Origin of the sequence: Grimontia sp. AD028 (assembly GCF_000973155.1) — a bacterium.
Taxonomy (GTDB): domain Bacteria; phylum Pseudomonadota; class Gammaproteobacteria; order Enterobacterales; family Vibrionaceae; genus Enterovibrio; species Enterovibrio indicus.
Window position 1 is genome coordinate 22,408 of the sequence record NZ_LASY01000019.1, and the last position, 26,660, is coordinate 49,067.

Below are 26,660 nucleotides of genomic sequence, written 5' to 3' on the forward strand. Positions count from 1 at the left end.
ATTACACTCACCGCGACGGAGCAAGATTTAAAGCAAGGAGATAACGATGAGTGTACACACTTGGTACTGCGCGAGCTGCAAAAAAGAAACTGGACATGAAGTACGTGAGCAAGCTCACCATGATCCAGCTATTCGTGCACTGACAACACCACCAACCGGTGGCGATTATAAAGACTATACTGAGTGCACTTGTACTGTGTGTGGTACGGTTGAGTGGGTTGATCCAGTCGACATCTACCAGCTCGCAGTCCACGACTTCGGTGATTAAGTCGCCTTTGGAAGAGGAGCAGGGACGTCAACTGCTCCTTTATTTTAATGCATTAACGCACTATAACTTAATTTGTTTTCAATAGTTCAGTACTAACTACATAGGATTAAAAGCTTTTCGCTAACCCTAACAAATTCGCGGTCAAAATAACTCAGTCACTTTCGTCTAGCTCGTTGAATTAATCTTGAGTTCCGTAGTCATACACAATGTGGGTATAAAACAGTGTTCAATTATTAAATTGAGTTTGCAATGTGCTGACAATCAGTGCCTTACAGATATCTATGATTGGCCACCTTATCAATACGCATACTCTTGGCCCAACTGGCTGAGTAGAGCCCCTCGAAGTATGGGGGTGGAAAGAAGGAGATATTGTTATGCGTAAATCTATTCCTGTTGTGACTTTACTTGCAGCTTCGCTGGCGCTTGGAGGCTGTGCCTCAAACACAGGGACAGGAGCAGCCATCGGGGCAGCTACTGGCGCGGTATTAGGAATAAGCTACTGGTAACCACAAAGACAAACGAATCTTTATCGGTGCCGCGATTGGAGCTTTGGCAGGTGCTGCTGTCGGCCAGTATATGGACCAACAGGAAGCCGCGTTTCGTGAAGAGTTGTCTGGATCGGGGATCGAAGTCGTACGCGAAGGTGACAATATCCGTCTGGTAATGCCTTCTAATATTACATTCGGCACCAACCAGAGTGGCATCACACCTGGCTTCTACCAATCTCTTGATGCAGTAGCCCGGGTCATGAACGAATATGACAAAACCTTCTTGAGTATTGAAGGACACACGGACAGTACAGGTGATGCCGCATATAACATCACCTTATCTGAAAAACGTGCTGAGAGTGTGAAAGGGTATCTGCTTCGCTCGGCGGTCAACGCACAGCGTTTGTATGTGACAGGGTATGGTGAAACCCAACCCATTGCTTCCAATGAAACCTCATCAGGTAGAGCAAAGAATCGACGTGTTGAGGTTCAAATCGTACCAAATCAAGCGTGACCTCACTCGAAGGGGAAGCTGGCCAGCTTATCCTTCACCTTATTCCCGTCAGAAAGTATGTGTTTTTCATGAATTTTCTCAGGAACTTGATCGTTTCAGTGATTTCTATGCGAACTATCTAGTTAGGTGAGGCGACTCGTAATAATATGTATCGCCTAACGTTCCACGATAAGTGATTTCGCGGACGATCATTATAAAAGAGTCAAAAAGGAATAAGAGGTTTACATGCCATTAGTAGCTTGCCCGGTTTGTGAAAAACAGGTATCCAAACGAGCGTTATCTTGCCCAGGGTGCGGAGAACCGGATCCAGCCCGCTATCACTCACGAAATACATGGCTCTCGCGCCTGTTTTGGTTACTGGTCTGGGTGGGTATCGGCGCCGCAGTTTGGTATAAAGTCGTTCCAATGGTGATGGAAATATTTAAGCAGTAATTGACTTCACTGCCTCTGTATACCGAATCGAATAAAGAGGATGGGGCAAGCCCATCCTCTTTTGCTTTATATTTTTTCTAGCCGTTCATGTTCTAGATCTGGTGTCGGTGACCAATCGCACAAGCTTAAGTGTGTCAGTAAAATGCCAGGCGAACTTTCCCCCAAGGCAATAGAATAGAAAAGCTCAGCTATCTCTTCATCGCCGCCAAAACACCGCAATATCGAGCCAATGATTTCCGATCTTTCTGTGCCTTCTTCAACCTGTCGTCTTATCCAGTCATACTCCAGGGAGCTTTCGTTGATAATGGTCTTTCGGCCCAGTGCAAACGTTGTCATGATGCCTCCCGACACCTTTACTTTCTCTGTGACAAGTACGTTACATAAGCTATTAAACCGCATCTAATCTGTTGTTAACTCGACAAAGATCTCAAATATAACCAACTAGTGGCATATTGGTGTGTATGCTTCTTAAGCATGCATGTTTCAGATCACATCAATTTGAGAGCAATTATTTATACTCGATGTGCTTATTCATTAAAAAATGGCGCTCAAAGCGCAAAATTTTTTCATAGATCTAACCAATACGCATGGAACAGTGGTAGGTTAGCGCCGTTAACAGCCCCAAGACTATAAAGCCTATGAAATGGATTCTGACGAATTGGATTCGCAAGAAGAAGTTTGAGAAGTTTTTTACCCGTGTGGAAGAAGACTTCTTCGATAAAAAAAAGTATGCGCCATACCTTGAAGCTAGGATTCTTGAATCATTGAAAGAATCTGGAGAGACAAAGCCTAAGCGAGCTTCACGTATTGTATTGGCCTGTATCAGGCAAGCACTACTGGACAAATACCTCACTGAAAACCGCTATATCCGCTTTTTGGAAGACAATAAGAGAGAGTTCTTCTTGGATAGAGTGTCAGGGAGTGATGTAGACGTTGATTACGAGCATATTATTCGTAACTTCATCCACAACAAACACTGCGAATGTTCAGATTACATCCTTTCTCATGTTCCAAAATACTTCCAAAAGTTCGCGAAAGAGTTGGAAGTCGACATGAGTTATCCCGTGAACAAGCAGGGTGAGCAAGAGATGTTAGACGACATCATCATGCTGCTGAATCACAAATAGAAGTTTTCACATCTAGGCGGGTGACTATCCGCCACTCTCACCAGTCTTCACTACAAGTCCATATACCCGAACGCTGAAATTGAGACCGTTACCGTTAACCGTCTAATCAAAGCCGCTTGCCGTTCTTCATAAACAGAGTAGAATTATACTGTATATATAAACAGTATTTATTGTTATGCCTGCAATCCGATACCGACACAATTATAAAGCCGTTGTGATGAGCGGCTCTGACGAGCACCAAAAAGGTCAGATGATCCCTGCCTACTTGAGAGACGGCAGTTTGATTTACTATCCATTTGGTGGCTTCGTGAAGCGCGAAGTACTGACCTATGAGCAATACGTTAAGTTGATGTTCATCGACGCATTTTCACAATCTGACGATGGTGCAGCCTGGGAAGATATCAGCAGCAATAAAGTATTAGGGGTATTTATGCGAGGAGAGTACTTTGTTGTACTTTCTGAAGGTAAACCCATCATGGTCCAGTAGCTTAGTACTTCTGGCACCACCTATGTATCTGCTTATTAATGCTTTTTAGTCGCTAAAAAAATAGTGACGTCCTTCCAGAGCCTTTGCATCGCGATCGACTACGCCTGTTCAAACCTCATAATGAAGACTCAACAGGACAAGGATAGTCATTATGTCGAACAATAAAGAACAAGACTTCAATTCACTATTGAACCAAGGGTGGCAAAAACATGAGTCAGAACCAAACGCGGTTTTTGATTCGATGGCCTCTATGTTAGGTAGCTTGGAGCCGGAGCAAACCGAATCTGCGATGACCTTATTGCTCCATACAGCAATAGGGCACCTGTACGCTCCTGACAAGCTATTACACCTACTGTCATCCTTGCCACCTAACCGAGCAAATCTTCCATCAAGCCTTCGTGCGCAAGTCGTGGCAGATTACTTTCATACCAAAAAGCTTTCCGACATGAGTCATTTGGCGATCGATGATCAGCACCGGGTTTCTGCACAAATTGCCAATGAGTACGCCGCATTAGAAAACACAGCTCAAGCCTCTCAATGGTTAACGATGGCAACGGAAGGCGTTAGCACGAGTTCAGTATCAAAACCCCTTGCGCGTGCTCTTGCTATCACTGGTAATAACTTAGCGTGTCAGTTTGAGGGGTTGGAAGAACGCTCGATAGAGCAAGACCAACAAATGATAAAATCAGCGCAACTGGCTTTACAGTTTTGGCGAGTTGCAGGAGGCTGGATGCAAGAAGAGCGTGCTGAATACCGACTGGCTATGAGCTTCATTAAAGCAGGCCGATATGAGGAAGCGCGAACACATGCACAGCGCTGTGAAGCAATATGCATTGAAAATGACGCAGATGATTTCGAGAGATATTTCGCCAGTGATCTGTTGATGCTAGTGCACTTCCATTTAGCACAAAGCCACAAGCTTAAGGTCAGTGAAGATCTCCGCAAATATTGCGAAACGAGTTCGCTAGATTGACCTTCGGGCTTTCATAGTAAAACTGGCATCTTCTCACTAGAAGCCAGTTTATTCAGACGGAAAACTCCAGCAATGCCGCCAGCGCTGCTTCCGCTTTTTCTGCCTGCACAAAGATATGATCGTGGTAGTAGGCGGCAAGCACGTTGGCACTGATGCCTTTCTCTGCCAACTTCGTCGATACTGCGGCCGTTAAACCCACAGCATCGAGGCTTGAATGCACCGTCAGGGTTATCTGACGGTAGACACCTTCAAATACCATGTTTGCAGAGTCAGCGACTGATTTCTCCAGCAATAAGGTCAACCCTTCGGTTTCCTGAAACGTAGCCAGTGGGGCTAGCTCAACAAAATCTGCAAGCTCGCCCGAAACGGTGCAAAACACAAACTCATCTTGCATCAGCTCTGGCTTCATCGAATCTAAAAGGGCATTTAAATCAACAGTTCCCGCCATGCAATTCTCACTATCAACATCCTATCAATACCACTCAATGTATCGCGCCCCTAGATTCAAAAGAAGTGTAGGGTGGTTCAAATTCTCACAAGTGCCACTTTTAACATGGACTGTGTTTATATACAGTATTGCAATTCGGATAGCCCTAATTCAGGTAAAACATGAGAGATTCATTGCGCACAAAAGTTATTGAGGTCTGTAAAAAGAAAATCCTGACGAAAGGAGATAACGTAAACGTCTCCTTTTATGCATTCTTTGCGAACAAAAATGACGACCCAGAACTACTCATGGAAGCGGCGACTTGGTGGATAAAAACTCACGAACTCGACCATTTTGTTAAAGCGCGGGATGTGATCACCTTGGTCGAAAACGACAGATAAATCAGGCTCAGCGGTACCGAGCGAAAGAAAATAAGGATTCAGGCATGTCTATCATCAGCCACATCACACTGGGTACTAATGACTATGAAAGAGCGTCAGCTTTCTACGATTCGGTATTAAAGCCGTTGGGAATGACACGTGTACCCAAACCACCCGGTAAACCACCGCTTTACGCCAAAGATGACCAAATGCCGTTCCTGTATCTCTGCAAGCCGTTTGATGGCAGGCCTGCAACCTGGGGCAACGGTACACACGTCGCCTTTAAAGCGGCAAGCCGTGAAGCGGTCGATGAGTTTTACGTTGAAGCATTGGCCAATGGTGGCGCGGATGAAGGGGCTCCGGGTTTAAGGGAGCACTATGGGCCGAATTACTACGCTGCTTACGTTAGAGATCCAGACGGAAATAAGCTCCAAGCGGTTTGTTACGAATAGAAAAATGGCGCGAAAGCGCCATTTCTTTTTGTCTTACTAAGGCAAACAAAACAGTAAGAAGAATAGGGCGCATAACACTGTCTACGCCCTTGTTCAGAGAACCTTAGTTAACGATTTCTGACAGTAGATCTTTATTGACTACAAGGTTACGCACGCCGTGCGCATGGTCTTCGTCAAAGACATTGCCTTCACACCATTCGCCAACGGATTCGATATTTACTTTCGCCACTTTCGGACGAACGCTCCAAGTCACCTGGAATGGCGATCCTTTCTCGTTGTAGCCAGGGCCTGTGGTTGAGCCCATGTATTGAATTGGCTTACCCGTATTAGTAGGAATCGCAACCGCCTGATGCACGCCATCCTGAACTTCATGCTCTGTCAGCTCTTCAAAGTCGTAAGCATTTTTATCGTTCACCAGCACGTAAACCTGCGTTTCCACGCGAAGCTGCGGGTTTTTGTTGGCATCACTCAAACACGCACCAAGCGTCGGGCCGGGTTCAACCTGCGCCGTTGAATGAACATAGTGAACTTCAATGGTATCACCAGGTTTCAGGTCGCCATGCTTGCTCGGGCAAACCTTATTTTTTACTGGTGCGAGTTCAGCATCTGACAACTTACCAGAGTAGCGGTAACCGGTGTGGTAGCCTTCACCATCGCCATTTCCTGCATAAAGCGTAAATTCGCCGCCTTTGTGCTCAGCATTTTTGTGGAAGTGGATGTTACACAGGTTCATTTCTGTGTAAGACGGTGCAGTGCTGAACAAAGTGGTGTTATTGCCTGCTTTAGAATCAATATCACGCGGTGATTGAGGACCAAATCCTTCATCTTCTGTGTTTTCAGCCAGCTCTTGACGTTGCTCTGAAATAACAGCGTCTGATACCGGCGCGTTTGCGTCTTTTGCCAACACACCGAATGACGTTGTCATAGCCAATGTAATGATGCAAAGGTTGCTTGCTTTCATTGGTTTATCCCTTATTAATTTGAAATAGTTCGATAGGTGTTCTCGTGGAATTCATTGTGAAAAAACAACCTGATAGTTTCACATGTCCTTAAGGCAGTTTTCCGTTTACTGTGAACACATGACGAGAGTAACGAAAGTCAGCTCAGATGTTCATAGACGAAGCTGGTCAGTCTCAGATCTTTACGAGTAATTCTCTGAACTGAAGCAATTGGATGTATCACATGGCCAAACATCTGCGGATGGTGTCATGTTTGGTTGAAAGTACGAATACAGCATATACAGTAAACTCATAGACCAATCTATGTAGATTCGGCCTGAACCGAGTTGTTAATATATAAAACCTTAGTACGCATTATCTATCTTATGTTAAATATGATGTGCGGCTACGCAAAATCTGACTCTCCTACGTCTGTCATTACCCACTTTCTTCAAAGATTTCAGTCTATTAAACGTAATTATCTATTTACCATAAAATAGATAATTACCCATTCTCTAAGACGCTCATGTTGGATCATTCTGTTCCAACTGAGCTCTTCGCGTCTCTGCAATTATCTTTGAAGAAGCGCTGGCGATTGCTGCGTCATCAGCGCCTTTTGTTTGGAATGATTTTCCTAACGCATCATTCTCTTCAGACGACTGTCGTAGTAGAAATCGCGTTGGTCGATGATTTTGACTTTGTGACTGTCAGGATGCGCGGGATTAATCAGGAAGTTGTATTCGCTGGCGATGATCGCTGATGGTAACTGAATGACTGGTGTCGTCATTTCTCGAAGCCAGGCGGTTCCGTAGTTACGTGACGTATCTGCATCTGGCACTGCGTCCCAACCATTTGGGAGTTCTTGTTCAGAGACACGTTTGATTGGCAGATCGTCGGGTATGTAGATGGTCATCATGACCAAAGGAGGCATTTGAACTGGGCTTTCATGAACAAAGCGTTCAAGCGCAGCCAGAGAGCGTGAGCCTGCAGTGTAGAGAATGGGTTGGCCTTTCTGATGCCAACGGCCAGATCCAAACATACCCCCCATCCCACTGAGATCTGCAAACCGCTTTACGGAGAGTCGAAATACTTCCATTAAGCGGTCATGCCATGCATCAGGCGGTTAAGCACGTTTTCTACATATTGAATGCCGGTGTTGGTATCAAGATAATCAACAGCAGCTTTCCCACCAAAAGCCACTTGTGGTGTTTTCAGCCAATCCAGCGCTGTTGCACGGTCTTCGTAATATTCAACGGCCAAATCAACAACACGACGAATAGCGAGTGTCTTTTCTGATTGCGAAGGTGTCAAAAGGTCTGAATCGCTTTTACGCTGGAGGCTTCTTGGGCTTAGGCCAATCAAAGTGACCCACTCGCCACTGCTCATCGCCATTTCTTTCATGACTTTGCGCGCATGTTTAACTTTCAGTCCGTGGCGGATGATATCCAGTTCCATATCCTGATTGATGACTTGGCCCTCTTTTACGATACCAAGCGACATTAACTGCTCTGCGTACATACCAACCTCCCATAAGCCTTGGTTAAATTATGTGCGCCATTTGTCGCATTGTAAAGTGCCACTTGTCGTAGAGAAAGGCAAAAGAATATATGGAGTCCGAAAGACGACAGCCTAATGTAATTGAATTTAAGTATATTTTTCTGTGCAAGCGCTTGCTTGAAAAAGAGTGCGGCTTACATTTTATAAGCCGCAAGTTGGCAAAAAAGGTACTAATTTGATTAGCTACATGAGCAAGAGGGGTAGCTCTGTAGCGGAGTTATGCAGTTGCACTGAACTAACCTTAACATTGCTGCGGGAATATATAATAACCACAATTAATACAAGGCATATTCACATTGCGCTTATAGTGTGCTCACTCAAGTTGATATCGTAAACAGTGATATTTGTATAAATCATTACGGATTCTGGAAAGTTAGGTGAAGTATGACGTCTTTTAAGAAATCTCTGTCAATGATAAAGCCCATCTCCCACTTTTTAGCAGTCGTGTCGAACCAATCTGTCACGCATGCTGGAGAAGCGTTGGGAATTGCGCCGTCAAGGATTAGTGAATCTCTCAAATATTTAGAAGAGATTTGGAATGTTCAGTTGTTCCACCGCGAAAGCAGACAAATGAAACTCACTAATGCTGGCCAACGAGCGTATGAACGCTATCACCACTTGGTTTACACCTTACTCGACACTGTGAGCGAGGATATCGATCCTGACGCCATTCCTTCGGTGTTGTCTATTACCACGCCCGTCGATATTGGCACCCACCTGATGCCGAGCGTTATATTAAGCTTCAATAAGGAGTACCCGAATGTGGAAGTGAAATTGTTTGCTTCTGATCAGGTCATGGATATGTCTGAAGCAGACATCGATTTGGCTATTCGTGTGGGCAAACTTCAAGGCCAAGCAGACAGTCATGAAGATGTGATCATGAAAACTCGTCCTTTCCTGGCTGCTTCTCCTGAGATCATTCAGAACATCCGCGACGGTATGTATCCAGAAGGCGCTCCTTTTATTCGCTTGCTTCGTTTGCCGGAAACTAAGGAGATGAAGCTAAAAAGCACGGACACGATGCTTAAGCTAAAAACGGTTGCAGCGTCAGACAATGCCATAGCCGCACAGCAAATGGCATATGACGGACTAGGAGCAACTCTATTCACCGGCCTTCCCACAAAACCCTATCTCGAAAAAGGCCGATTAGAGAAAATTGATCATGTTGTCATGCCTGATATTTATATTTTTGCCAGTTGGCCAGGAAGGCGTCTGACAGGAGGAGCTAAAGCCCTTCTCGATTTGTTCAAGCAGGAGTTAAAACGGCAACAGTTAGATGGGTAAACGGGAACGCTTTTTGACCTGTCCGAAAGCAAAACTGGACTCTATGGCAGCAATGTTGGGGAGACGGGTCAATTCTCTGCGAATAAAACGTTCATACGTTTTCAGCGATTCACTCACAACATGAAGAAGATAATCGTGAGTGCCTGTCATCAGAAAGCATTCAAGCACTTCATCCATTTGGTCTATCAACGACTCAAATTTGACCATATTGTCTTCGGTCGGTTTTTCGAGTTTAACCAACACAAAGACATTAATGGGTAGCCCACATTTTTCTTGATCAATATGGGCATGATAGCCAGTAATTATCCCTCTTTTCTCAAGTGCCCTAACACGACGTAAACAAGGTGATGGGGACAAAGAAACACGGTCTGATAGCTCTTGGTTGGTCAAGCGCCCTTCTTTTTGGAGTTCGTCCAAAATTTTCTTGTCGATGCTATCAAGATTATGCTCCATATCCTTCTATAACCTCCATAACTAGCGCTTAAAACTCTTCTATTGGCAGGATCTGCCATTTGTTAACAATTATAGGAGGGATTTCGCAATCATCCTTATCGCTGCTTTGGCTAATGTGATCCTTATATACCTAAGCAACCTGTAGTTAAGGGGATTAGCGATGAATAAAGCAACTCAACTCAGCCCTTTGCGAAATACGACAAAGCTGGAAGATGCCGCATCTTTAGCCACCGAGCAGGCAAAACACTTCGGCATAGATACGAAGTCAGACTTCGGTCAAGCGCTGATCTCCCTTGCTACTACCTTATATACCGCGAATCATCATACGCACGATCTTTGGGCCATTACATTGGATAGGCTGAATGATTTAGACAGAAACGATCGTATTGCCTGGTTTAACGCTAAACGGTTCCTTTCATTCCAGTTAGCGAAAATTCTCGATAACCTTCAAAACCCAATGCGCGCAACCTACAAGTCCATTGCAACTAAAAACGGACATTTCGCGGCGAAAGGCGCTTACCCTATTTTTGATAATGTGGCGGCGATTTTTTCAGCTGCACCTGTCATCACACGCACTGCCACTTATTTGTTTGCCTGTACTGAATGGGTGGAGGATGCTTTCAATGGCAGGGAGCCATTACATGAAATTTATTCCCGACTACTGAATCCAACATCCATCGCGTTGGCGAATCACATCGTCGATATCGAAGCCGGTGACATGGCAGACCAATATCTCGCTTGGAACTTTAACTCAGGAATGGCAGCAATTGATGGTTTGTTAAGTCACCTTCTTGGACGGGAAGATATCGTTCTGGCCTCGCGAAATATTTATGGCGGTAGTTACCAACTGCTTCAAGACTGGTATCGCAAATCCTCAAACTTGGACGTGGCGATAGAATGGGTGGATGGCTACGATGCAACAACCTTTGCTAAAGCCATGGATGCAGCTGAGAAGAAATATGCGGACAGGATAAAAGCTGGCCGTAAGATCTACGTGTATCTCGAGAGTCCCTGCAACCCTCACGGTTTCGTTCTCGATGTTGCTGGCATCAGCCGAGCGGCCCATGACCGTGATTGGACAATCATGGTGGACACCACGGTTGGCACTCCCTTTCTTCATCCTGTATTAAAAAGAAATGACCCTATGGAGCGCCCCGACTTCGTTATTCATTCGTATACGAAAGAATTGGCGGGTTCAGGAAGCACAACCGCTGGTGTCGTCATCGGGCGGAACGAAGATATGTTCATCCCAAAAGGTGACAGCGTCACAAGAAAAACACCAAGTGGAAAGGAGCGTGAAGTTAACTGGAATAACACTCTGTTCTGGAACGTTTATTACATCAAAGGCGCGTTCCTCGATGCTGACAAAGCATTTGAGGTTCTTAATGGGATGAAGACGTTTGAATTACGTGTACTGCAGAAAGCCATCAACACCCTGTCTCTGGCGCGCATATTCGCACTTCACCCCGATATCAACGTGTCATGCCCTGCTCTACCTGACAGCCCAAACTATGCGTTAATGCAATCTCAAATGCGCCTGGGATTACCGGCTTCCTTATTCACTATCGACATGGAAGGCAAAGCTAACCGCAGAGCCATAGAACAAACCGCATTTAAGCAATTTTTTGACATGCTTGAACCTGCCATTGGCATGCAGGTCAGCCTTGGTCAGACTAACACAGTTGCATTGTGCCCTGCGATGACGACACATTCAGAACTTTCCAAAGAAGCTCTGAATGAAGCAGGTATTAAACCGACAACGCTGCGTATTGCAGTGGGTTTAGAAGACCCGCGAGTTTTTATTGCTCATATGCAGCGGGCGGCGGAAATGACGATAGACCTGAAGCACCCGGGATTCTCGGCTCTCTTCCCAGCCGCAGATAAGATTGATGATATCTATAGAAAAACGTATTTGGATGTGCAGCAGCGCTTTGTTGAGCACCTTCCAAATTACTCAACATTGATTCAATGAGAATTAGCAACATGGTCAAATACGACAGGCTGCTATGGCTCCTGCTCTTCACTTGCGCTCAAGTCTAGGGATGAAGCACTGGACATCATGGTTGTACCATCACTGTTAAGATAACAAAGGGTAACCTGATACTGAGGTCTAAGTGTCAGTGGTTCAAGCTTAGCAATTTGATTGACTAATTGGGTATTTGGTTCACAGCCATCATCACCAATACGGTGAAGCTCTCTTTCATACTCATCGCTGGTCATTCGGCTGGCGCGAAGGATCTCAATTTTCATGGCGAGTCTTCGTTGTTCGAAAGTTGAGTATTGGCTAGTGAGCAACTTGGCGAGCGTATCTTCAAGCATATTCACTTGTTGGGGAACGAGTACTGTGCCATCAGATGCTTCCAGTGCACTTTGTGCTTTAACCATTTCCAAAGAAATAGACGGCAGCACTTCCAGGTACTTTGTTAAAAGCACCCGACTCGACTCGGATTGTCTCTGCATCACCACATCAGACGCTATCGTACCCACGACAATCGACAGGAAGATCAGCGTTGGTGAAGCAGTGAACTTAGCTAACCACAGCATGACTGAATAGGAAAATAAAATGACTAATTATGCTTAAAAAACCAACTTAATCGGATAGATATTCTTAATGTGATTCCCATCACTAATTATCAGATTCGAACGATTAAAAACCATCCAATCTCACCATGCTATTTTACTTCGCCTAAACATTTACTAGGAATTTAGTTTGTTTCATATATAAGAATGACCAGAATATTTGCGGCTTAATGCTTTTCTAATTCCAGTGTTAATTTCTTACCAATTTAATTGGTTCTCAATAATGCTTCACGTGCCATATTTGAGGATTGATGAAATAGTTATTTAAATTCATCTGTTAACAACAACCTTTATCAGCTTGCTTTACAGCGGTGCAATGAATGCCCCACGAGAAAGCGCTTGCAGGCATCTGAATGAATTAAAGAAAGCAAAAACTATATTTGCACAATTATTTATACACATGCTGTCGAAATTATTTTCTATCGAACAAAATTCGCGGAATAAATTATCAAAGGGGAGTGAAGTTAGAAAAGTGTGAGCGCTTTATCTTGTTATAAAAAATGCAAAATCGAGGGGTCGAAATATATTGCAAATATGTTTATACGTGAAATAATCCGCAGCGCAATGGTTGTTAACAATCATGTAACACAGCATATTGCGGTAAGTATGAAGCTATATAAAAAAGAAAAGGACTCGGTAATGAAACGTATAATGACGACTGCTGGACTTTCGTTGTTTGCGAGCTCAGCCTCTGCGGCAGGGATCGATGAAGCAATCAATGAAATAGTCGCTCCAATTGTAAACCCATTCGTGGGTATGATCTTCTCCTCTGTTCCACTCCCCTTTCTAGATGCTGAAGCGCCATGGATCGTAATGTGGCTGGTTGTTGCCGCTGTCATCTTTACGCTGTATCTGGGCTTTATTAACGTTCGTGGATTCACCCATGCAATTCGCCTTGTTAAAGGTGACTACACAGACCCTAAAGAGCCAGGTGAGGTCTCGCACTTCCAGGCCCTTGCAACAGCACTCTCCGGAACGGTTGGTCTTGGTAACATCGCTGGTGTTGCAGTAGCAATCTCGATCGGTGGTGCAGGTGCAACATTCTGGATGATCCTTGCGGGTCTGCTCGGTATGTCTACCAAGTTTGTAGAGTGTGCGCTTGGTGTAAAATACCGTAACACTAACCCAGACGGTTCTGTTTCCGGTGGTCCTATGTACTACCTGAGCAAAGGTCTGGCTAACAAAGGTAACCCAGCATTTGGTCGTACCCTTGCCGTTTTATTCTCAGTTTGTGCGGTCGGCGGTGCTTTGGGTGGCGGTAACATGTTCCAGGCTAACCAGGCGTTCAAACAAGTTGTTGGCGTTACCGGTGGCGACATGTCTTTCTTCGCGGATAAAGGCTGGTTGTTTGGTCTTATCATGGCGGTTATCGTTGGTGTGGTAATCATCGGCGGTATCAAGTCAATCGCGAAAGTGACTGAGAAAGTCGTTCCTTTCATGGCGATTGTTTACGTTGGTGCAGCTCTGATTATCATCCTGATGCACATCGACCAAGTAGGTGCAGCATTCGGCGCAATCTTTAACGGTGCATTCACTGGTGAAGGTGTCGCGGGTGGTGTTATCGGTGCCATGATTCAGGGCTTCAAACGAGCCGCGTTCTCGAACGAAGCGGGTGTTGGTTCGGCGGCAATCGCTCACTCAGCAGTAAAAACCAAAGAACACATGTCTGAAGGTTTCGTATCTCTGCTGGAACCGTTCATCGATACCGTTGTTATCTGTACCATGACTGCTCTGGTTATTATCATTACCGGCCAGCTGTATGAAGGTCAGGAGCTGAGCGGTGTTGCACTGACGTCAGCAGCATTTGAAGCATCACTGTCTTGGTTCCCTCTGGTTCTTGCGGTTGCAGTTGTACTGTTCGCGTTCTCAACCATGATTTCTTGGTCTTACTACGGCCTGAAAGCTTGGACTTACCTGTTCGGTGAGAGCAAGCGTGCAGAGATGATTTTCAAAATCATGTTCTGCTGCTTCGTTGTTATTGGTGCATCGATGAACCTGGGTCCAGTTATCGACTTCTCTGATGCAATGATCTTCGCAATGGCTCTGGTTAACATCGTCGGTCTGTACCGTCTGGTTCCAGAAATCAAAGCGGACATGAACGATTACCTAGCGCGTCTGGAAAGCGGTGCTATCCAACGCTACAAAGGCTAATCGCACAGCCCCTCTTGCATAACAAAAAAGAGATGCCATTTGGCATCTCTTTTTTATGTCTTTCTGGAAGGAAAATTAACCACCGGCCAGTTTGACTGTGTGACCTTTCTTCTCAAGGTACGCTTTGATTTGGTCGCGCTTGTCACCCTGAATTTCAATCACGCCATCTTTTACGGCACCGCCACAACCACAAACTTTCTTTAGCTCAGCGGCGACCAGTTTCAGCGCGGCATCATCAATGTCCAACCCTGTCACCAGACAAACCCCTTTGCCCTTGCGGCCTTTGGTTTGACGCTGAATCCGAACGATCCCGTCGCCTTTATCACGAACTGGCGCCTGCTTTTCTTCCTTAATACGCCCGGAATCGGTTGAATACACCAGGCGGCTGTTATCGTCTCTCATATTTCACTCTTTGACGCTTGTTGATAGCGACAATGCTATCAAAACTGGCGCTATCAGAATACGTTAACGACGGAATTAGCGTGAAAGCGCATTTTGGTCGATAAACTGCTTAATCTTCGGTAAAGGACCTTTCAGAAGTTGCCCTCGAACCAGAATGTACCAAAGCCCTGGTTGTTTATCGTCACTCATAATCTGAATGCCTTTGTACATTTCCGTTGAAGGCCCCTGAGCAGAACGAAAAGTCTGTCGCCCAAATTCAGAGGGTTTTCGGAAAATCCTCGTGTCGCACCACCAGTCAATACACTGTTTTACGCCCAGCATCGTTCCGGACACCGTTCTTCCTGCGACAATTGACGTATAAACATCGTCCTTACATTCAATAGTATGACCACGATGAGAATATCGCTTTTTCATTCGCTACCTGTTCTATGGATTGCTTACCCATTGACTTAACCGCCAAGGATCAGGCAGTTAGAAGAAAATTGAGTATAAATTTGTTATCGGGGCGATTTTAATGAAAAAGAATGGATAGTTCGACAATTAACGTGATATCTGCCTAAGATTTATCGTCTTAAACACGATTCGATAAATGGTTGGCAACAAAAGCATTAAGACTTGATAACGAGCTTTTTGTCGATAAAATTTTTCAACGCAGGAAGAGACCCTTTCAAGAGTTTTCCCCTGACCATCATGTACCAGCCCTTTTCATCTACTGGGCTGTCATTCATGATTTGAATGCCTTTGTACTCTTCCGTCTTCTTCTCTTTGGGCGCACTGAATTCTTGTTTTTCGAATTCATCCGGCATACAAACAACGTTGGTTTCACACCACCAATCAATAGACTGTTTAACACCCAGCAAAGTACCGGTCACACGCTTGCCACCTAAACGGGCACTGTATTGTTGTGTCTTTTCATCATCCAGCTCGATGTTGTATCCACGATGATATAAGCGCTTTCTCATCGACTCTCTCCTCTTGGAGCAAAATCCAAGCGCTTGCTACCTTCTTGTAGAACCCGTCTTGGATACAAATTAAAGAATGATATGAAACAAACCACGTTTCACTATGTAAATTAGACCAAAATAACGTTAACAACCAAATTTCTGACTTTGTTAGACTAGAAATACTGACAATTCTTCATGAGTTTATGTGATCAGTCGCGCTTTCCATATCGCCTTACGAATGAAATAATTGAATCAGAAAACTCTAGTTATAGTGCATTAAAGTGAAAAAAATAGACCCTATTTCTGACCCGGTAACAGCCAAAAACAGCATCTCCCTATTTAAACAAGGAGATGTGCCTTTAGAAGATTGGCAGGCTTTGACACTCGGGTTGTATAGCAAGAATTCACTACTCAGTTTTCAAAACGATTGGCAGGTATTTATTGAATATTGCCGAGAGGTAAATGTTTCCCCCCTGCCCGCTGCCGTCACTGCTGTTCGTCGCTTTGTGGAGAGCAAAGCCACAACGCGTAAAGCATCCAGCATTAAGCGCTATATCATTACGATTTCAATGTTGCATCGCATCCATGCGCTTTCTGATCCAACTCGTCACAGAGAAGTGCGTTTTACGCTCAATAAACTTTACCAAGAGAAAGCAGACGAAGCCGGTCAAGCCAACGCTTTTCATTACCATCATCTTCAATCGCTACATTCAAGACTTAGCAACAGTGATCGGCTCAAAGATATCCGGGACTTACTCATTTGGACCCTATGCTTCGAATGCATGTTAAAACGAAGCGAACTGGCTGCTATCCAATATGACGACATTGAGAAAACCGACCTCGGTTATACGCTCCGCATTTCAGATAGCGTCATGGAGCTTTCTTCGGAAGCTTCGGCTTTGATTGAACAATGGTTTGAAATGACGGCGATATCGGAAGGCCCATTGCTGCGCCGAATCAATAAACACCAACAGCTTGGTGATGCACCCATGGATCACTCATCGATTTATCGTGTTTTCAGGCGCGCAGCCGAAGAGTTAGGTGTTCAAGGTACATTGACGTTTTCGGGTCAATCACCGCGGGTTGGCGCGAGTCAGGATTTGTCAGATTCAGGTCTGACTATCAAAGAGATTCAACAACAGGGCAGATGGAAAAGCCCCGCCATGCCAGCTCAATATGTGGGAAATAAGCAGGCTCGTGACGAGGCAATGGATAAGTTTAAACGTAAGCTGGATAAAGATTAGGAGCCGTTGGCTTTAGCCGACGTTAACTCCCGAGCGAATGCAGCTAGCCAAATACTCAGAGAACGGATGACCATTGTGCTCAACGAGTTTTGGGAACATGGAAATCGGCGTCATACCAGGGAAGGTGTTGATTTCATTCAACAGCACCTCACCCTCTGGCGTCAGGAAGAAATCGATACGCGACAAATCTTTGAGCTTCAGGTGAACAAACGCTTTCTCAGCGTATTCGCGCATTTTCTCAACTTGATCTTCCGTTAGATTTTCCGGCTCTACGGTCGTTTGGCTGTGGCTTCCCGCACTGTATTTCTCGTCATAGGTATAGAAAGTGTCCTCAGGACAAGCAATCTCACCTGGACGCGTGACAACGACTTCACCGTTATAGTGGTACGCCGCAATTTCCAATTCTCGTGGACGAACGGCTTTCTCAACCAGTACCTGATTGGAGTAGCCAAATGCGCCTTCGACAGATTCTCGCACGGCTTTTTTATCCGTCACTTTATAGCAACCAACAGAAGAGCCCTGACACGCAGCTTTAACGAATATCGCACCCCAACGCTCAAAAGCCTCTTCCGCTTTTTGAATGCTTTCTTCGTTGTTGTCAGTTAGGAAAACATAGGGAGTATTGGGTATGCCAATCGCATCAAACCACAATTTTGAAGTGATCTTATTGAAGCAAACGTTGCTGGCTGACGAATCGCAGCCCATGTATGGCACACCTGCAAGTTCAAACAAGGACTGGATATCTCCCGTTTCGCCAGGAAAGCCGTGAATACAAGGGACGGCATAATCGATATTAATGATCTCGTCACCGACTTTGAGGGTTTTATCCAGATTCAGTCGGCAATCTTGTCCTTGGCCGTCTTTCCAGCCTTCCTCTTTGGTGATTTCAACGCGAATAACTGAAACGGATGGCAGCTTTTTTAATTCAGATTCCAGATAGTTTGCTGACACCATCGATACTTCATGTTCAGCGCTACCGCCACCACACAGCAACAATACTTGAGTTGGTTTCATGACCATTCCTACTTCGCCCTGATAATTCGTTCAGGGATAAAAAATCCAATCGCACAATCCGTGAGGCAACTACAATACCCAAACACATTCGCGCTTTCACTCAATCAAACGCAAATAACTGACAATTTTTGCGTGATCGCGCAAAAACCCGTCGACCACTGGCTGAGAAGCCAACGTTTTGTCTCGATTGCTTTTTAAAGGCGACAAAAAAGAGAGCATTAGCTCTCTTTTCTGTGAATCACTACTCCGATACCGCCATTCAGTTCAAACGCTTAACTTCAGGGTTCGCAGACGATTTAATCGAAGCAAAGGAACGGATAAACGGCCCATATTGCTTGATATCATTCGGCAGTGCCTTTAACGCATTTTGTGCCTCAGATTTCGAATTAAATTCGCCATAAAGTAAGGTGTACCAAGGTAAGCCATCAACCATCTTTTTATTTGACCAGACCGGCTTATCGGAAGGCAATTTGTTCATGTACTCACTGAAGCCTTTGTTATGACTCAGTGCAATCACTTGAATGGTGTACGTGGATGACGCTGCAGCAGGTTTTTTCACCGGCTTTGGTGTCGGTTTAGGTTTCTTCTGAGCCGTCATAACTGGTTTTGGCGCTGGCGCTTTAGGTTTCTTAGCTGCTACCGGTTTTGGCTTAGGTTTCGTCATTTCTGGTTTTGAAGCTGGTGCCATAGTGTCAGTCACTGGCATGACTTCTTCTTCCGAAGACTGGGTCAAAATCTGTGTGGTACTGGTTCCACCAGCACAACCAGCAAGCACAAGTGTGAAAGCGATCGAAAGGATTTTCTTCATGAATATTCTACTTTTAGGAGCCACTGCCTTTATTCTGTACCCACCCTGCCATTCATTCAACTTAAACCAAGCGCACTCTGATAAGTATCTGCCACATGTCACACATCATTTTGCCTTTATGGGCAATCGCGCGATGCTTTTCGTTACGGATCACAGCCACGCTAACCGATTGAATCATAGTGCCGTGAAAAACAGTAAACTGTCTACGGGTTACCAAGTCGGAGAGCGAAATGACCAGCCTGGATACGCTGTTTAAACCAAAATCAATTGCCGTTATCGGCGCTTCTGACACACAGGGACGCGCAGGTAACGTGATTATTCGCAACTTACAGTCTGGTGCTTTCCAAGGGCCAATCATGCCAGTTACCCCCAAATATCAGGCTGTGGCGGGAATCCTTGCTTATCCAACTGTTGAAGCTCTGCCTCTGGTCCCTGATCTCGCCATTCTCTGCACACAGGCTTCTCGCAACAGCGAACTCATTCGCCAGTTAGGCGAAAAAGGCGTCAAGGTGGCTATTATTCTGGCTGCCGGCATGAAAAAGACCAAAGCAGAAGACGGTCGCAGCGAATTTGAAGTGATGAGAGACATCGCCTCTCAATACGCGATGCGGGTGATTGGCCCGAATAGCCTCGGATTGATCCTGCCTTGGTTGAACCTGAACGCGTCATTCTCTCCCATCCCCGCTAACCGCGGGAATATCGCGTTTGTTTCACAGTCCGCGGCGGTATGCACCACCATTTTGGATTGGGCGCGCAACCGCCGAATTGGCTTTTCTACGTTTATTTCTTTAGGGGAAGCCAGTGACATCGACTTTCCCGAACTGCTCGATTATCTGAGCCGCGAAAGTAAAACTGACGCCATTCTTTTGTATATCGACAATATTCAAGATGCCCGCGCCTTTATCTCCGCAGCAAGAGCGGCTTCCCGTAACCGTCGTGTTTTGGTTCTAAAAAGTGGGCGTACGCCGGAAGGTGCATCGCTTCTTCCTCACTTGCAGGAGAATGAAATAGGGCTCGATGGCGCATACGATGCTGCGATTCGACGTTCCGGTATGCTGCGTGTGCGCACCACGCACGAATTGTTTGCGGCTGTAGAAACTCTTTCGCACTCTGTGCCACTGCGTGGTGAGCGATTAGCGATTATTTCCAACGGAGGCGGCCCTGCGGTGATGGCCGTTGATACCTTGTTGGAAATGGGTGGCAAACTGGCTGTACTGAGTGAAGAAACCAAAGCCAAGCTGGATGCCATCCTTCCTGCAAGTTGGTCTCAGTGTAACCCTGTCGATATCGTGGGTGATGCGGACACGGAGCGCTACAAGAAGGTCACTGAAATACTGTTAGAGAGTGATGAAGCCGATGCACTGCTGATTCTTCATTCTCCCTCTGTGACTGCGCCTGGCTTAAAAACAGCAAAAGCACTGGCAGACATGCTGAAAAAGTCTCAACGAGCAAAGCGCTTCAATATTCTCACTAACTGGCAAGGTGAAAGTGATGATGCCACCGTAGCACGACTCGCTTTCGCCCACGCAGGCTTCCCGGCTTACCGCACACCAGAAAGTGCTGTTACCGCATTCATGCACTTGGTTGAGTACAGAAGAAACCAGAAGCAATTAATGGAAACACCAACCTCTATCGGCCAAATAGATTATGACGTTGAAGGTGGGAAAGCGCTTATTGAGCAGGCACTGGAAGAAAATCTGCGCACCTTAACCACCCATGAAGCCCGTCCTTTCCTTTCAAAATACGGTATTAACGTGATGGCAACCTGGTTGGCATCTGATGCTGCTGAAGCCGCGCAAATCACTGAACAGGTCGGTTATCCTGTCGCGGTTAAACTTCGTTCACCTGACATCGCTCATAAGTCCGATGTAAATGGCGTGATGCTAGATTTAAACAACGCCATCGAAGTGGCTAATGCAGCACAGCTAATGTTGAACCGAGTCAGCATGACCTACCCAACGGCAAGAATTGAAGGCCTGCAAATCCAAAGCATGGCTAACCGCGCGGGCTCACAGGAACTTCGCGTTTGTGTTCGCCATGATCCCGTTTTCGGCCCAGTGATTCTATTGGGTGAAGGCGGTTCCGAGTGGGATGTAAACCGAGATGCTGCAGTAGCCATTCCACCACTCAACATGGCGCTTGCAAGGTATTTGGTTATTGGTGCCATTAAGAGTGGAAAGCTACGTCAACGCGGCCATCCGTACAATTTAGATGTGAATGCGCTTTGCCATTTTCTCGTGACACTGTCACAGATGTTGATTGATTTTCCTGAAATCACAGAACTTGATATCCACCCATTACTCGTGACCGGCGACAGCTTCACTGTGTTGGATGCTTCTATCAAGCTGAGCCCTTTTGATGGCGATGGCAGCACACGACTGGCGATTCGCCCATATCCGAAAGAGCTGGAAGAACGTGCTGAACTGAAAGATGGCCGAGCCATTCTGTTACGTCCTATTCTTCCCGAAGACGAACCTAACCATAAGTCTTTTATCGAGCATGTCTCTGTTGAAGATCTCTACAAGCGTTTTTTCTCCGATGTGGGCGAGTTGAACCACGAAGCCTTGGCGAATCTGACGCAAATTGATTACGACCGAGAAATGGCCTTTGTCGCCGTTCACCGTTTGGATGATGGAAGCGATGAAATTCTGGGCGTTGTCCGGGCGCTTGCTAACCCAGACCACACAGATGCTGAGTTTGCCGTGTTGGTTCGTTCTGATCTTAAAGGAATGGGCCTAGGCCGTATTTTGATGGAGAAGGTGATCAGCTATGGCCGAGTGAGTGGCATCAAACGTTTCAACGGTATGACCATGCCATCAAACTCCGGAATGATTGCACTGGCTCAGAAAGTGGGCTTTGAGATTGACGTGCAATTGCAAGACGGCATCGTCGAGATGGACATGGCACTATAAGCACTTCCGGAACAAACAGTCAAAACCAAAAAAGCCGCATAATGCGGCTTTTTGTTATCTCAATAGTCCATCTCAGGCAGGTAAGGTGTAATCCACCACAATGATGTCTTCAATGTGTGGAACAAACACTTCTTTCAACGCCTCGTGTTCAGGGTGAAACAAATAATTCTGTCGCCCTTCTTCATCAGCAAAGGTCATGAAGACAACATGGGTATAACCTTCGTTTTTCCCTTCTGGGCTGTCATTCTCCCCCCATTCAACAGAGACGACGCCTTCAACACGTTCGGGCATAGACATAAACTCTTCGCGGATTTCTTCGTGATCGGCTTCATTAGAAGTCGGTTTGAATTTTACCAACAGCAAGTGTCTGATCATGAGGTGCTCCATGCAGTGATTTAAAGGCGATTTCCATTGAGGTGAAAGAAAACCTCAAGTCCTGTTTATCCTACTTTCTCTGACGGGATTGGCTGAATCACTTTTAGTAATCGCGGAATTTCGCGGATCATCCAGCTCTTCGCATTTCCCATACGGTTGCGTTTCCAAGCCATTACCCAATAGAGCTTGTAAGGTTCGCTACCTTTGATGACTTTCAAGCGCCGTTCTTCAATATCTTTATTCACCCACCAGTCTGGCATGGTTCCGATACCATAACCGTCCAGAATAGCGTGGTATTTCTCCGTCATCGAAGAAACCGTTAGGCGTGGCTGTTCATCTAGGATATTGAACGTATACGTCTTGGCATTTCGCGCAGAATCAGCAACCGAAATACTGCGATAAAGCCGACGAACATCCGCATCATAAGGATTGGCATGACGGTGAATAGGATGATTAGCTGCCGCTACCCAATAACCATCTGAAAAGCCGATTTCCTGCATTTTAATACCTGGCGGCGCAGCAGGCGGTTTGGGGCTAATGAGAATATCCGTGCGGTCTTCTTCCAGAGATTCCCAGGCACCGGCGAGGATTTCTTCCTGTAAACGAACACGCGTGCTGGCCTCTCTACCCAACTTATCCACCAGCGGGAAAAAGTGTCTCGCAGTGAGTAAGCCATCAAATGCAATGGTGATATCCAACTCCCAACCATGAGCCAGAGACTTAGCATCCGCCACCAATTCATCGGCGGCATTCATCAGGATCCTGCCTCTTTCAAGCAGCAATTTCCCTGCATCGGTGAAAATCGCTTTGTGACCGGAACGGTCGAAGATCACCAAATCCAGCTCCTGTTCGAGCTTTTGAACCTGATAACTTAAAGAGGAAGGCGCGCGATTAAGAGAATCAGCGGCAGCCGCAAAGCTTCCTTTGCGGTCGATTGCATCCAGTACTTGAAGAGCTTCGAAAGATAGCATGGGTTAATTCGTTCCTTGTTCTAGTTCCAAAGCCATTTTTGATGTCGTTTCGGGCTTAGGTCTTTATATGACCCGATAAGAGTCATTTTGTATTCGTTTCGGGATACACCAAAAATTATGACTATTTCAAATGTGTCACAATCAGCTGATAGAAAACAGAAAAATCTTCTACATCAGTAAATCCGTGAAACACACACCTCCACTCGCTCGTTATGTGTCTTAGGCTTAATAAAGAGGTGATTATGAAGTTAGACCGCATTGAGATTTCTGGTTTCAGAGGCATTCGCCGCCTGTCTTTAAGTCTTGATGAGCTTACCGTGCTCATCGGCGAAAATGCTTGGGGTAAAAGCTCACTCTTAGACGCTCTTTCCCTTTGTTTACCCTCATCAGGTGAGCATTACGAATTTGTTCGCTCTGATTTCCATATTGACCATACGCTTGGCAACGCGCAAACCAACCAAATCCAGATCATTTTTCGTTGGATTGAGACCTTTTCCGGTGAGCATAGAGCACGCCGTTACCGCCAGTTTAATGAAGTATGGAACGGGAGTGATGACAATGGACTTCGCCGACTAGACTTCCACATTAATGCGCTTCACGTTGACGGCAAAATCACCATTTCCCGCGACTTTCTCGATGAGCAAGGGAAGGTCATTGAGACCCCAAACAGTGAAGCCCTCGCCCGTAAGCTGATTCTTTTGCATCCTATTATCCGTATTCAGGATGCACGTCGTTTGCGCGACAGCGACCTTGATTTGAATGGCAACAAAACCAGGCTGGAAAAACGGCTGGAAAATACGGTTAAACGACTGCAGCAGAAACCCGGTCACGTGAATAAAGGCGAAGTCCGCAGCGGCTTGAAGGCCATGCGGACCTTGCTTGACCATTACTTTGCGTTTGACAGCCACAACCGCTCACCCGCGGAAATCGAACCTTCCCGACACCTGAACATGCGTGCGAATTATGTGCATCCACTTGAGATGGTGGCCAATAACACCTCTAATCACAGTCGTCTTTTGTTAATGGGTTTGCTAAGTACTTTCGTTCGTGCCCGTGGGCCAAAACAGCTAAAAGCCAACGCGCGTCCTATTGTGATCTTCGAAGATCCGGAAAGTCGACTACATCCAACCCTGCTTAATCAGGCGTGGCGACTTATCAGCATCATGCCAATGCAGAAAATCCTGACCACCAACAGTGGTGATTTACTATCTGCAGTGCCACTCAACAGTATTCGACGTTTGGAACGTGGCGCGACACAAACAGAATCCCATCAAGTTCCACCGAATCGTTTAAGCAAAGACGAAGAACGTAGAGTGTCTTTTCATGTCCGTTTTCACCGCCCAAGCGCCCTATTCGCTCGATGTTGGCTTCTGGTAGAAGGTGAAACAGAAGTTTGGCTGTTCAATGAGATGGCACGCATTCAAGGCTATGACTTAGCGGCGGAAGGTGTCCAACTGATAGAGTTTGCTCAGAGTGGCTTGAAACCCCTTATCAAACTCGCGATTGCTTTGGGCATGGAATGGCATGTGATTGCAGACGGTGACATGGCAGGCCAAAAATATGCCCACACAGCGCGGAGCAAACTAGACGGGGAAAAGGAAAAGCACCGACTGACTGTGCTTCCAGACAGAGACATCGAGCATTACCTGTTTAACCACGGATACGAACCACTGTTCCGGGAAATGGCGCACATTGAAGGTAATACCTACATTGCTCCTAAGAAAATCATTGCGCGTGCATTGAAAAAGTACGCCAAACCAGATGCCGCATTAGCCATCATCGAATACACGGAGCAACATTTAGAAGATGATATCCCGCTGCTTCTGAGATGGATAGTGCAGCGGGTGGTGAGTATGGCGCGGGGAGCGGGTTAATCCTGCTTTTCGAAGAAAATGGAGATCCTTCCTACCTCAATACCAAACTTCTTCATTGAGGTTAAGTTGAAAGCACGCTTTTCGTCCTGACGGTAAAGCCAGTCGTCGAGTGTCAGCACATAACTACTGTCGCCGACTTCCACACTGAGATCGTAAACCCAGTTCAGGGCATTGCCAGATTCACTTCCCGTCGCGATTCCCACGACATCATCCGCCGTGCCTTCGTAGCTGCCGTCTTCGAGCCGAGTAATAGTCCATATCCGTTTTTGTTTTTCACCATCATCAAAAATAAAGTCTTCATCCAAGGTGATCTTGCTACCTTCAACGGTGCCGACAATGCTGACTTCAAAACGACGGGTTTGCTTCCCGGTATAATCCTGCACCATTCCCCAAGCCAAGGTCTCTCCTTCAAAATACTCAAACAGATTAAAGGCGGGACTCGTCGCTTTGTAATCTTCTAACGACGCTGAACAACCAACCAATGCGGTGATCAATGCAAAAGCAGCGATGAGTTTCTTCACTCAGTATTTCCTCCAATTAAAGCAAGACGAAGTGATGGGTAGGCAGTGGCTGGTGATAGCCAAATCGCGGAAAAAGCGTTAGCGAGATTGGCATTGTTCAGGGTGCCTGTTGGCTCTGCTTTTCCTTGTTTGGGTTGATAGAAAAACTGGCCTTTGTCCTGGGAAAGCACGTAGATCAATCTGTCTCCCTCTTTGACGTCTGGCCATACGCCCTCCATGTTCGGCAACCATGCTTCAATTTGCTGTTGACTGAATCCAAGGTGCTCCCACTGTTCTACTGTTGCATCGAGAAGATCGTCCGCATCAATGTCACGGCTGTATGTAATAACAAGCGCGAGCGGATCACCATTGGCTGGTTCGAACTGACCACTCGGCGTGCGGAGTTCGCTGTCATAGATTTTCCAGAAGCCCCAAGTCAGAGATGCCGCGCCAACAGGTTTCCACCAAGCCCAATCTTCTGAGGTTTGCATGCCTGTGGGGCTGGCTGAGATTGATGCAGACAGCGTGAACGCTAAGAGGAATGCAGAAAAAAGTGCCGTTACTCTTTTTCGGCCAGCGATTTTTCTGTCATGGAAAGATGTGATTTTGAACATGTCTCCCCCTTCCCTGAAAGACGTTTTAAGATGACAAGGAATACAACACTGTAGATGAACCAAGCTGCAGCTAGGACAAGGGCAGTGTTTACAAGCGTCATAGAGAACTCAACCGCGCCAAGGCGCTCTCCTCCTAAGCAGCTCCCTGCACCGCCGACTGCACCAACAATGGCTAGTAGCCAGAGCGGCTTTTCCATCAGCCAATCACGAACCAGCCAGATGTACGTTCCAAATCCTGCCCAAAGGAACCCAAGCCATAGAGGCATGTAGGAGGTGTCGAAATTCAACACTTGTAAGTGGGTTAATACGCTGTCGCCAGCCACACCGATCAGCGTAAAAAGCGGTGTCGCAAACAACACGCCTCTATCAAGCAACACAGCACCGATAAGGGAAAGCACCAGGAAAGGAAGCATACTGTTTTGACCCAGCACAGCAGCGAACCAGTAGGCATTGAACGCCAGTGATATCAAGACAACTCGCATGCTTCCTCC

32 protein-coding genes and 1 pseudogene are annotated in these 26,660 nt (G+C 46.1%); 16 read left to right on the top strand and 17 right to left on the bottom strand.

Going from position 1 to position 26,660, the window contains the following annotated elements; translation table 11 throughout:
- Positions 1-46: 46 nt before the first annotated feature.
- The 4 genes from RN22_RS04935 (at position 47) to RN22_RS25395 (ending at position 1,702) form a co-directional block, all read left to right on the top strand.
- Positions 47-268, top strand: a complete 222-nt coding sequence (locus tag RN22_RS04935) for a hypothetical protein (protein ID WP_002535858.1) — start codon at positions 47-49, stop codon at positions 266-268.
- A gap of 374 nt (positions 269-642) precedes the next feature.
- Positions 643-774 (top strand): hypothetical protein, encoded by a 132-nt coding sequence (locus RN22_RS25535; RefSeq protein ID WP_255350064.1) that lies wholly within the window; start codon positions 643-645, stop codon positions 772-774.
- Between the two features lie 43 nt (positions 775-817).
- The gene (locus RN22_RS04940) at positions 818-1,270 is read left to right on the top strand and encodes an OmpA family protein (RefSeq protein ID WP_231590849.1); all 453 of its coding nucleotides are present in this window, start codon (positions 818-820) and stop codon (positions 1,268-1,270) included.
- A 225-nt stretch (positions 1,271-1,495) separates the two neighbouring features.
- The gene (locus RN22_RS25395) at positions 1,496-1,702 is read left to right on the top strand and encodes a hypothetical protein (RefSeq protein WP_082111362.1); all 207 of its coding nucleotides are present in this window, start codon (positions 1,496-1,498) and stop codon (positions 1,700-1,702) included.
- Between the two features lie 66 nt (positions 1,703-1,768).
- Here RN22_RS25395 and RN22_RS04945 read toward each other — a convergent pair whose 3' ends face one another.
- Positions 1,769-2,038, bottom strand: coding sequence for a hypothetical protein (locus RN22_RS04945; protein WP_046303351.1), 270 nt, complete (start codon positions 2,036-2,038; stop codon positions 1,769-1,771).
- Positions 2,039-2,340: 302 nt separating this feature from the next.
- Here RN22_RS04945 and RN22_RS04950 point away from each other — a divergent pair, with 302 nt between their 5' ends.
- The 3 genes from RN22_RS04950 to RN22_RS04960 all read left to right on the top strand — a co-directional run bounded on the left by RN22_RS04950 (position 2,341) and on the right by RN22_RS04960 (position 4,289).
- Positions 2,341-2,829, top strand: a complete 489-nt coding sequence (locus tag RN22_RS04950) for a hypothetical protein (RefSeq protein WP_046303352.1) — start codon at positions 2,341-2,343, stop codon at positions 2,827-2,829.
- Positions 2,830-3,004: 175 nt separating this feature from the next.
- Positions 3,005-3,316 (top strand): hypothetical protein, encoded by a 312-nt coding sequence (locus RN22_RS04955; protein WP_039849546.1) that lies wholly within the window; start codon positions 3,005-3,007, stop codon positions 3,314-3,316.
- Positions 3,317-3,467: 151 nt separating this feature from the next.
- Positions 3,468-4,289, top strand: coding sequence for a hypothetical protein (locus tag RN22_RS04960; protein ID WP_046303353.1), 822 nt, complete (start codon positions 3,468-3,470; stop codon positions 4,287-4,289).
- Positions 4,290-4,341: 52 nt separating this feature from the next.
- Here RN22_RS04960 and RN22_RS04965 read toward each other — a convergent pair whose 3' ends face one another.
- Positions 4,342-4,737: an ACT domain-containing protein gene (locus RN22_RS04965; RefSeq protein WP_046303354.1), complete on the bottom strand. Its 396-nt coding sequence runs from the start codon at positions 4,735-4,737 to the stop codon at positions 4,342-4,344.
- A gap of 161 nt (positions 4,738-4,898) precedes the next feature.
- Between RN22_RS04965 and RN22_RS04970 the strand changes: the two genes are divergently transcribed.
- Both RN22_RS04970 and RN22_RS04975 read left to right on the top strand, forming a co-directional pair.
- On the top strand, positions 4,899-5,117 hold the full coding sequence (locus tag RN22_RS04970; protein WP_002535851.1) for a DUF6500 family protein: 219 nt from the start codon (positions 4,899-4,901) through the stop codon (positions 5,115-5,117).
- Positions 5,118-5,161: 44 nt separating this feature from the next.
- On the top strand, positions 5,162-5,548 hold the full coding sequence (locus tag RN22_RS04975) for a VOC family protein (RefSeq protein ID WP_002535850.1): 387 nt from the start codon (positions 5,162-5,164) through the stop codon (positions 5,546-5,548).
- Positions 5,549-5,651: 103 nt separating this feature from the next.
- Here the strand turns inward: RN22_RS04975 and RN22_RS04980 are convergent, their stop codons facing one another.
- From RN22_RS04980 to RN22_RS04990, 3 genes are all read right to left on the bottom strand, one after another.
- Positions 5,652-6,473, bottom strand: a complete 822-nt coding sequence (locus tag RN22_RS04980; RefSeq protein WP_369700089.1) for a delta-class carbonic anhydrase — start codon at positions 6,471-6,473, stop codon at positions 5,652-5,654.
- Positions 6,474-7,120: 647 nt separating this feature from the next.
- The gene (locus RN22_RS04985; protein ID WP_046303355.1) at positions 7,121-7,582 is read right to left on the bottom strand and encodes an RES family NAD+ phosphorylase; all 462 of its coding nucleotides are present in this window, start codon (positions 7,580-7,582) and stop codon (positions 7,121-7,123) included.
- Positions 7,582-8,004, bottom strand: coding sequence for an antitoxin Xre/MbcA/ParS toxin-binding domain-containing protein (locus tag RN22_RS04990; RefSeq protein WP_002535846.1), 423 nt, complete (start codon positions 8,002-8,004; stop codon positions 7,582-7,584). Before RN22_RS04990 ends, RN22_RS04985 begins: the two co-directional genes overlap by 1 nt.
- A 450-nt stretch (positions 8,005-8,454) precedes the next feature.
- Between RN22_RS04990 and RN22_RS04995 the strand changes: the two genes are divergently transcribed.
- The gene (locus RN22_RS04995) at positions 8,455-9,327 is read left to right on the top strand and encodes a LysR family transcriptional regulator (RefSeq protein WP_197076253.1); all 873 of its coding nucleotides are present in this window, start codon (positions 8,455-8,457) and stop codon (positions 9,325-9,327) included.
- On the opposite strand, the gene RN22_RS05000 is transcribed toward RN22_RS04995, so the two are convergent.
- A complete protein-coding gene (locus RN22_RS05000) occupies positions 9,316-9,780 on the bottom strand; it encodes an Lrp/AsnC family transcriptional regulator (protein WP_046303357.1) in 465 nt (154 codons plus the stop codon). The genes RN22_RS04995 and RN22_RS05000 overlap by 12 nt on opposite strands.
- Positions 9,781-9,940: 160 nt before the next feature.
- On the opposite strand from RN22_RS05000, the gene RN22_RS05005 reads away from it, so the two are divergent.
- On the top strand, positions 9,941-11,752 hold the full coding sequence (locus RN22_RS05005; RefSeq protein ID WP_046303358.1) for a PLP-dependent aspartate aminotransferase family protein: 1,812 nt from the start codon (positions 9,941-9,943) through the stop codon (positions 11,750-11,752).
- A gap of 32 nt (positions 11,753-11,784) precedes the next feature.
- Here RN22_RS05005 and RN22_RS05010 read toward each other — a convergent pair whose 3' ends face one another.
- The gene (locus RN22_RS05010) at positions 11,785-12,324 is read right to left on the bottom strand and encodes a hypothetical protein (RefSeq protein ID WP_046303359.1); all 540 of its coding nucleotides are present in this window, start codon (positions 12,322-12,324) and stop codon (positions 11,785-11,787) included.
- A 675-nt stretch (positions 12,325-12,999) separates the two neighbouring features.
- On the opposite strand from RN22_RS05010, the gene RN22_RS05015 reads away from it, so the two are divergent.
- Complete coding sequence (locus RN22_RS05015) at positions 13,000-14,511, top strand: sodium:alanine symporter family protein (RefSeq protein WP_046303360.1); 1,512 nt, start codon at positions 13,000-13,002, stop codon at positions 14,509-14,511.
- Positions 14,512-14,586: 75 nt separating this feature from the next.
- On the opposite strand, the gene yciH is transcribed toward RN22_RS05015, so the two are convergent.
- The 3 genes and pseudogenes from yciH to RN22_RS05030 all read right to left on the bottom strand — a co-directional run bounded on the left by yciH (position 14,587) and on the right by RN22_RS05030 (position 15,875).
- Entirely contained in the window at positions 14,587-14,913 is a 327-nt protein-coding gene (gene yciH, locus RN22_RS05020; protein WP_046303361.1) for a stress response translation initiation inhibitor YciH, read from the bottom strand.
- Between the two features lie 192 nt (positions 14,914-15,105).
- Positions 15,106-15,327, bottom strand: a pseudogene (locus RN22_RS25540) (DUF3319 domain-containing protein); the annotation flags it as partial.
- A gap of 194 nt (positions 15,328-15,521) precedes the next feature.
- Entirely contained in the window at positions 15,522-15,875 is a 354-nt protein-coding gene (locus RN22_RS05030) for a DUF3319 domain-containing protein (protein WP_046303362.1), read from the bottom strand.
- Between the two features lie 263 nt (positions 15,876-16,138).
- Between RN22_RS05030 and RN22_RS05035 the strand changes: the two genes are divergently transcribed.
- Positions 16,139-17,101: a tyrosine-type recombinase/integrase gene (locus RN22_RS05035; RefSeq protein WP_046303363.1), complete on the top strand. Its 963-nt coding sequence runs from the start codon at positions 16,139-16,141 to the stop codon at positions 17,099-17,101.
- A gap of 12 nt (positions 17,102-17,113) precedes the next feature.
- Here RN22_RS05035 and RN22_RS05040 read toward each other — a convergent pair whose 3' ends face one another.
- Both RN22_RS05040 and RN22_RS25585 read right to left on the bottom strand, forming a co-directional pair.
- Positions 17,114-18,115: a D-alanine--D-alanine ligase gene (locus RN22_RS05040; protein WP_046303364.1), complete on the bottom strand. Its 1,002-nt coding sequence runs from the start codon at positions 18,113-18,115 to the stop codon at positions 17,114-17,116.
- Between the two features lie 259 nt (positions 18,116-18,374).
- The gene (locus RN22_RS25585) at positions 18,375-18,923 is read right to left on the bottom strand and encodes an SPOR domain-containing protein (protein WP_046303365.1); all 549 of its coding nucleotides are present in this window, start codon (positions 18,921-18,923) and stop codon (positions 18,375-18,377) included.
- Here RN22_RS25585 and RN22_RS05050 point away from each other — a divergent pair.
- Both RN22_RS05050 and RN22_RS05055 read left to right on the top strand, forming a co-directional pair.
- Positions 18,922-19,179, top strand: coding sequence for a hypothetical protein (locus tag RN22_RS05050; protein ID WP_046303366.1), 258 nt, complete (start codon positions 18,922-18,924; stop codon positions 19,177-19,179). The genes RN22_RS25585 and RN22_RS05050 overlap by 2 nt on opposite strands.
- The gene (locus tag RN22_RS05055; RefSeq protein ID WP_046303367.1) at positions 19,154-21,835 is read left to right on the top strand and encodes a bifunctional acetate--CoA ligase family protein/GNAT family N-acetyltransferase; all 2,682 of its coding nucleotides are present in this window, start codon (positions 19,154-19,156) and stop codon (positions 21,833-21,835) included. The genes RN22_RS05050 and RN22_RS05055 overlap by 26 nt, the downstream gene beginning before the upstream one ends.
- A gap of 72 nt (positions 21,836-21,907) precedes the next feature.
- On the opposite strand, the gene RN22_RS05060 is transcribed toward RN22_RS05055, so the two are convergent.
- On the bottom strand, positions 21,908-22,210 hold the full coding sequence (locus RN22_RS05060) for a Dabb family protein (protein WP_046303368.1): 303 nt from the start codon (positions 22,208-22,210) through the stop codon (positions 21,908-21,910).
- Between the two features lie 65 nt (positions 22,211-22,275).
- Positions 22,276-23,181 carry a LysR family transcriptional regulator gene (locus RN22_RS05065; RefSeq protein ID WP_046303369.1) on the bottom strand — a complete coding sequence of 302 codons (906 nt, stop codon included), beginning with the start codon at positions 23,179-23,181 and terminating at the stop codon, positions 22,276-22,278.
- A gap of 242 nt (positions 23,182-23,423) precedes the next feature.
- On the opposite strand from RN22_RS05065, the gene RN22_RS05070 reads away from it, so the two are divergent.
- Positions 23,424-25,055, top strand: a complete 1,632-nt coding sequence (locus RN22_RS05070; protein ID WP_046303370.1) for a DUF2813 domain-containing protein — start codon at positions 23,424-23,426, stop codon at positions 25,053-25,055.
- Here the strand turns inward: RN22_RS05070 and RN22_RS05075 are convergent.
- Genes RN22_RS05075 through RN22_RS05085 form a run of 3 tightly spaced genes read right to left on the bottom strand, consistent with a single transcriptional unit; the run spans position 25,052 to position 26,651 of the window.
- Positions 25,052-25,576: a DUF3833 domain-containing protein gene (locus RN22_RS05075; RefSeq protein ID WP_046303371.1), complete on the bottom strand. Its 525-nt coding sequence runs from the start codon at positions 25,574-25,576 to the stop codon at positions 25,052-25,054. The two genes, RN22_RS05070 and RN22_RS05075, sit on opposite strands and share 4 nt — an antisense overlap.
- The gene (locus tag RN22_RS05080) at positions 25,573-26,169 is read right to left on the bottom strand and encodes a chalcone isomerase family protein (RefSeq protein WP_231590850.1); all 597 of its coding nucleotides are present in this window, start codon (positions 26,167-26,169) and stop codon (positions 25,573-25,575) included. Before RN22_RS05080 ends, RN22_RS05075 begins: the two co-directional genes overlap by 4 nt.
- The gene (locus tag RN22_RS05085) at positions 26,115-26,651 is read right to left on the bottom strand and encodes a DUF2878 domain-containing protein (protein WP_046303372.1); all 537 of its coding nucleotides are present in this window, start codon (positions 26,649-26,651) and stop codon (positions 26,115-26,117) included. The genes RN22_RS05080 and RN22_RS05085 overlap by 55 nt, the downstream gene beginning before the upstream one ends.
- Positions 26,652-26,660 lie beyond the last annotated feature (9 nt).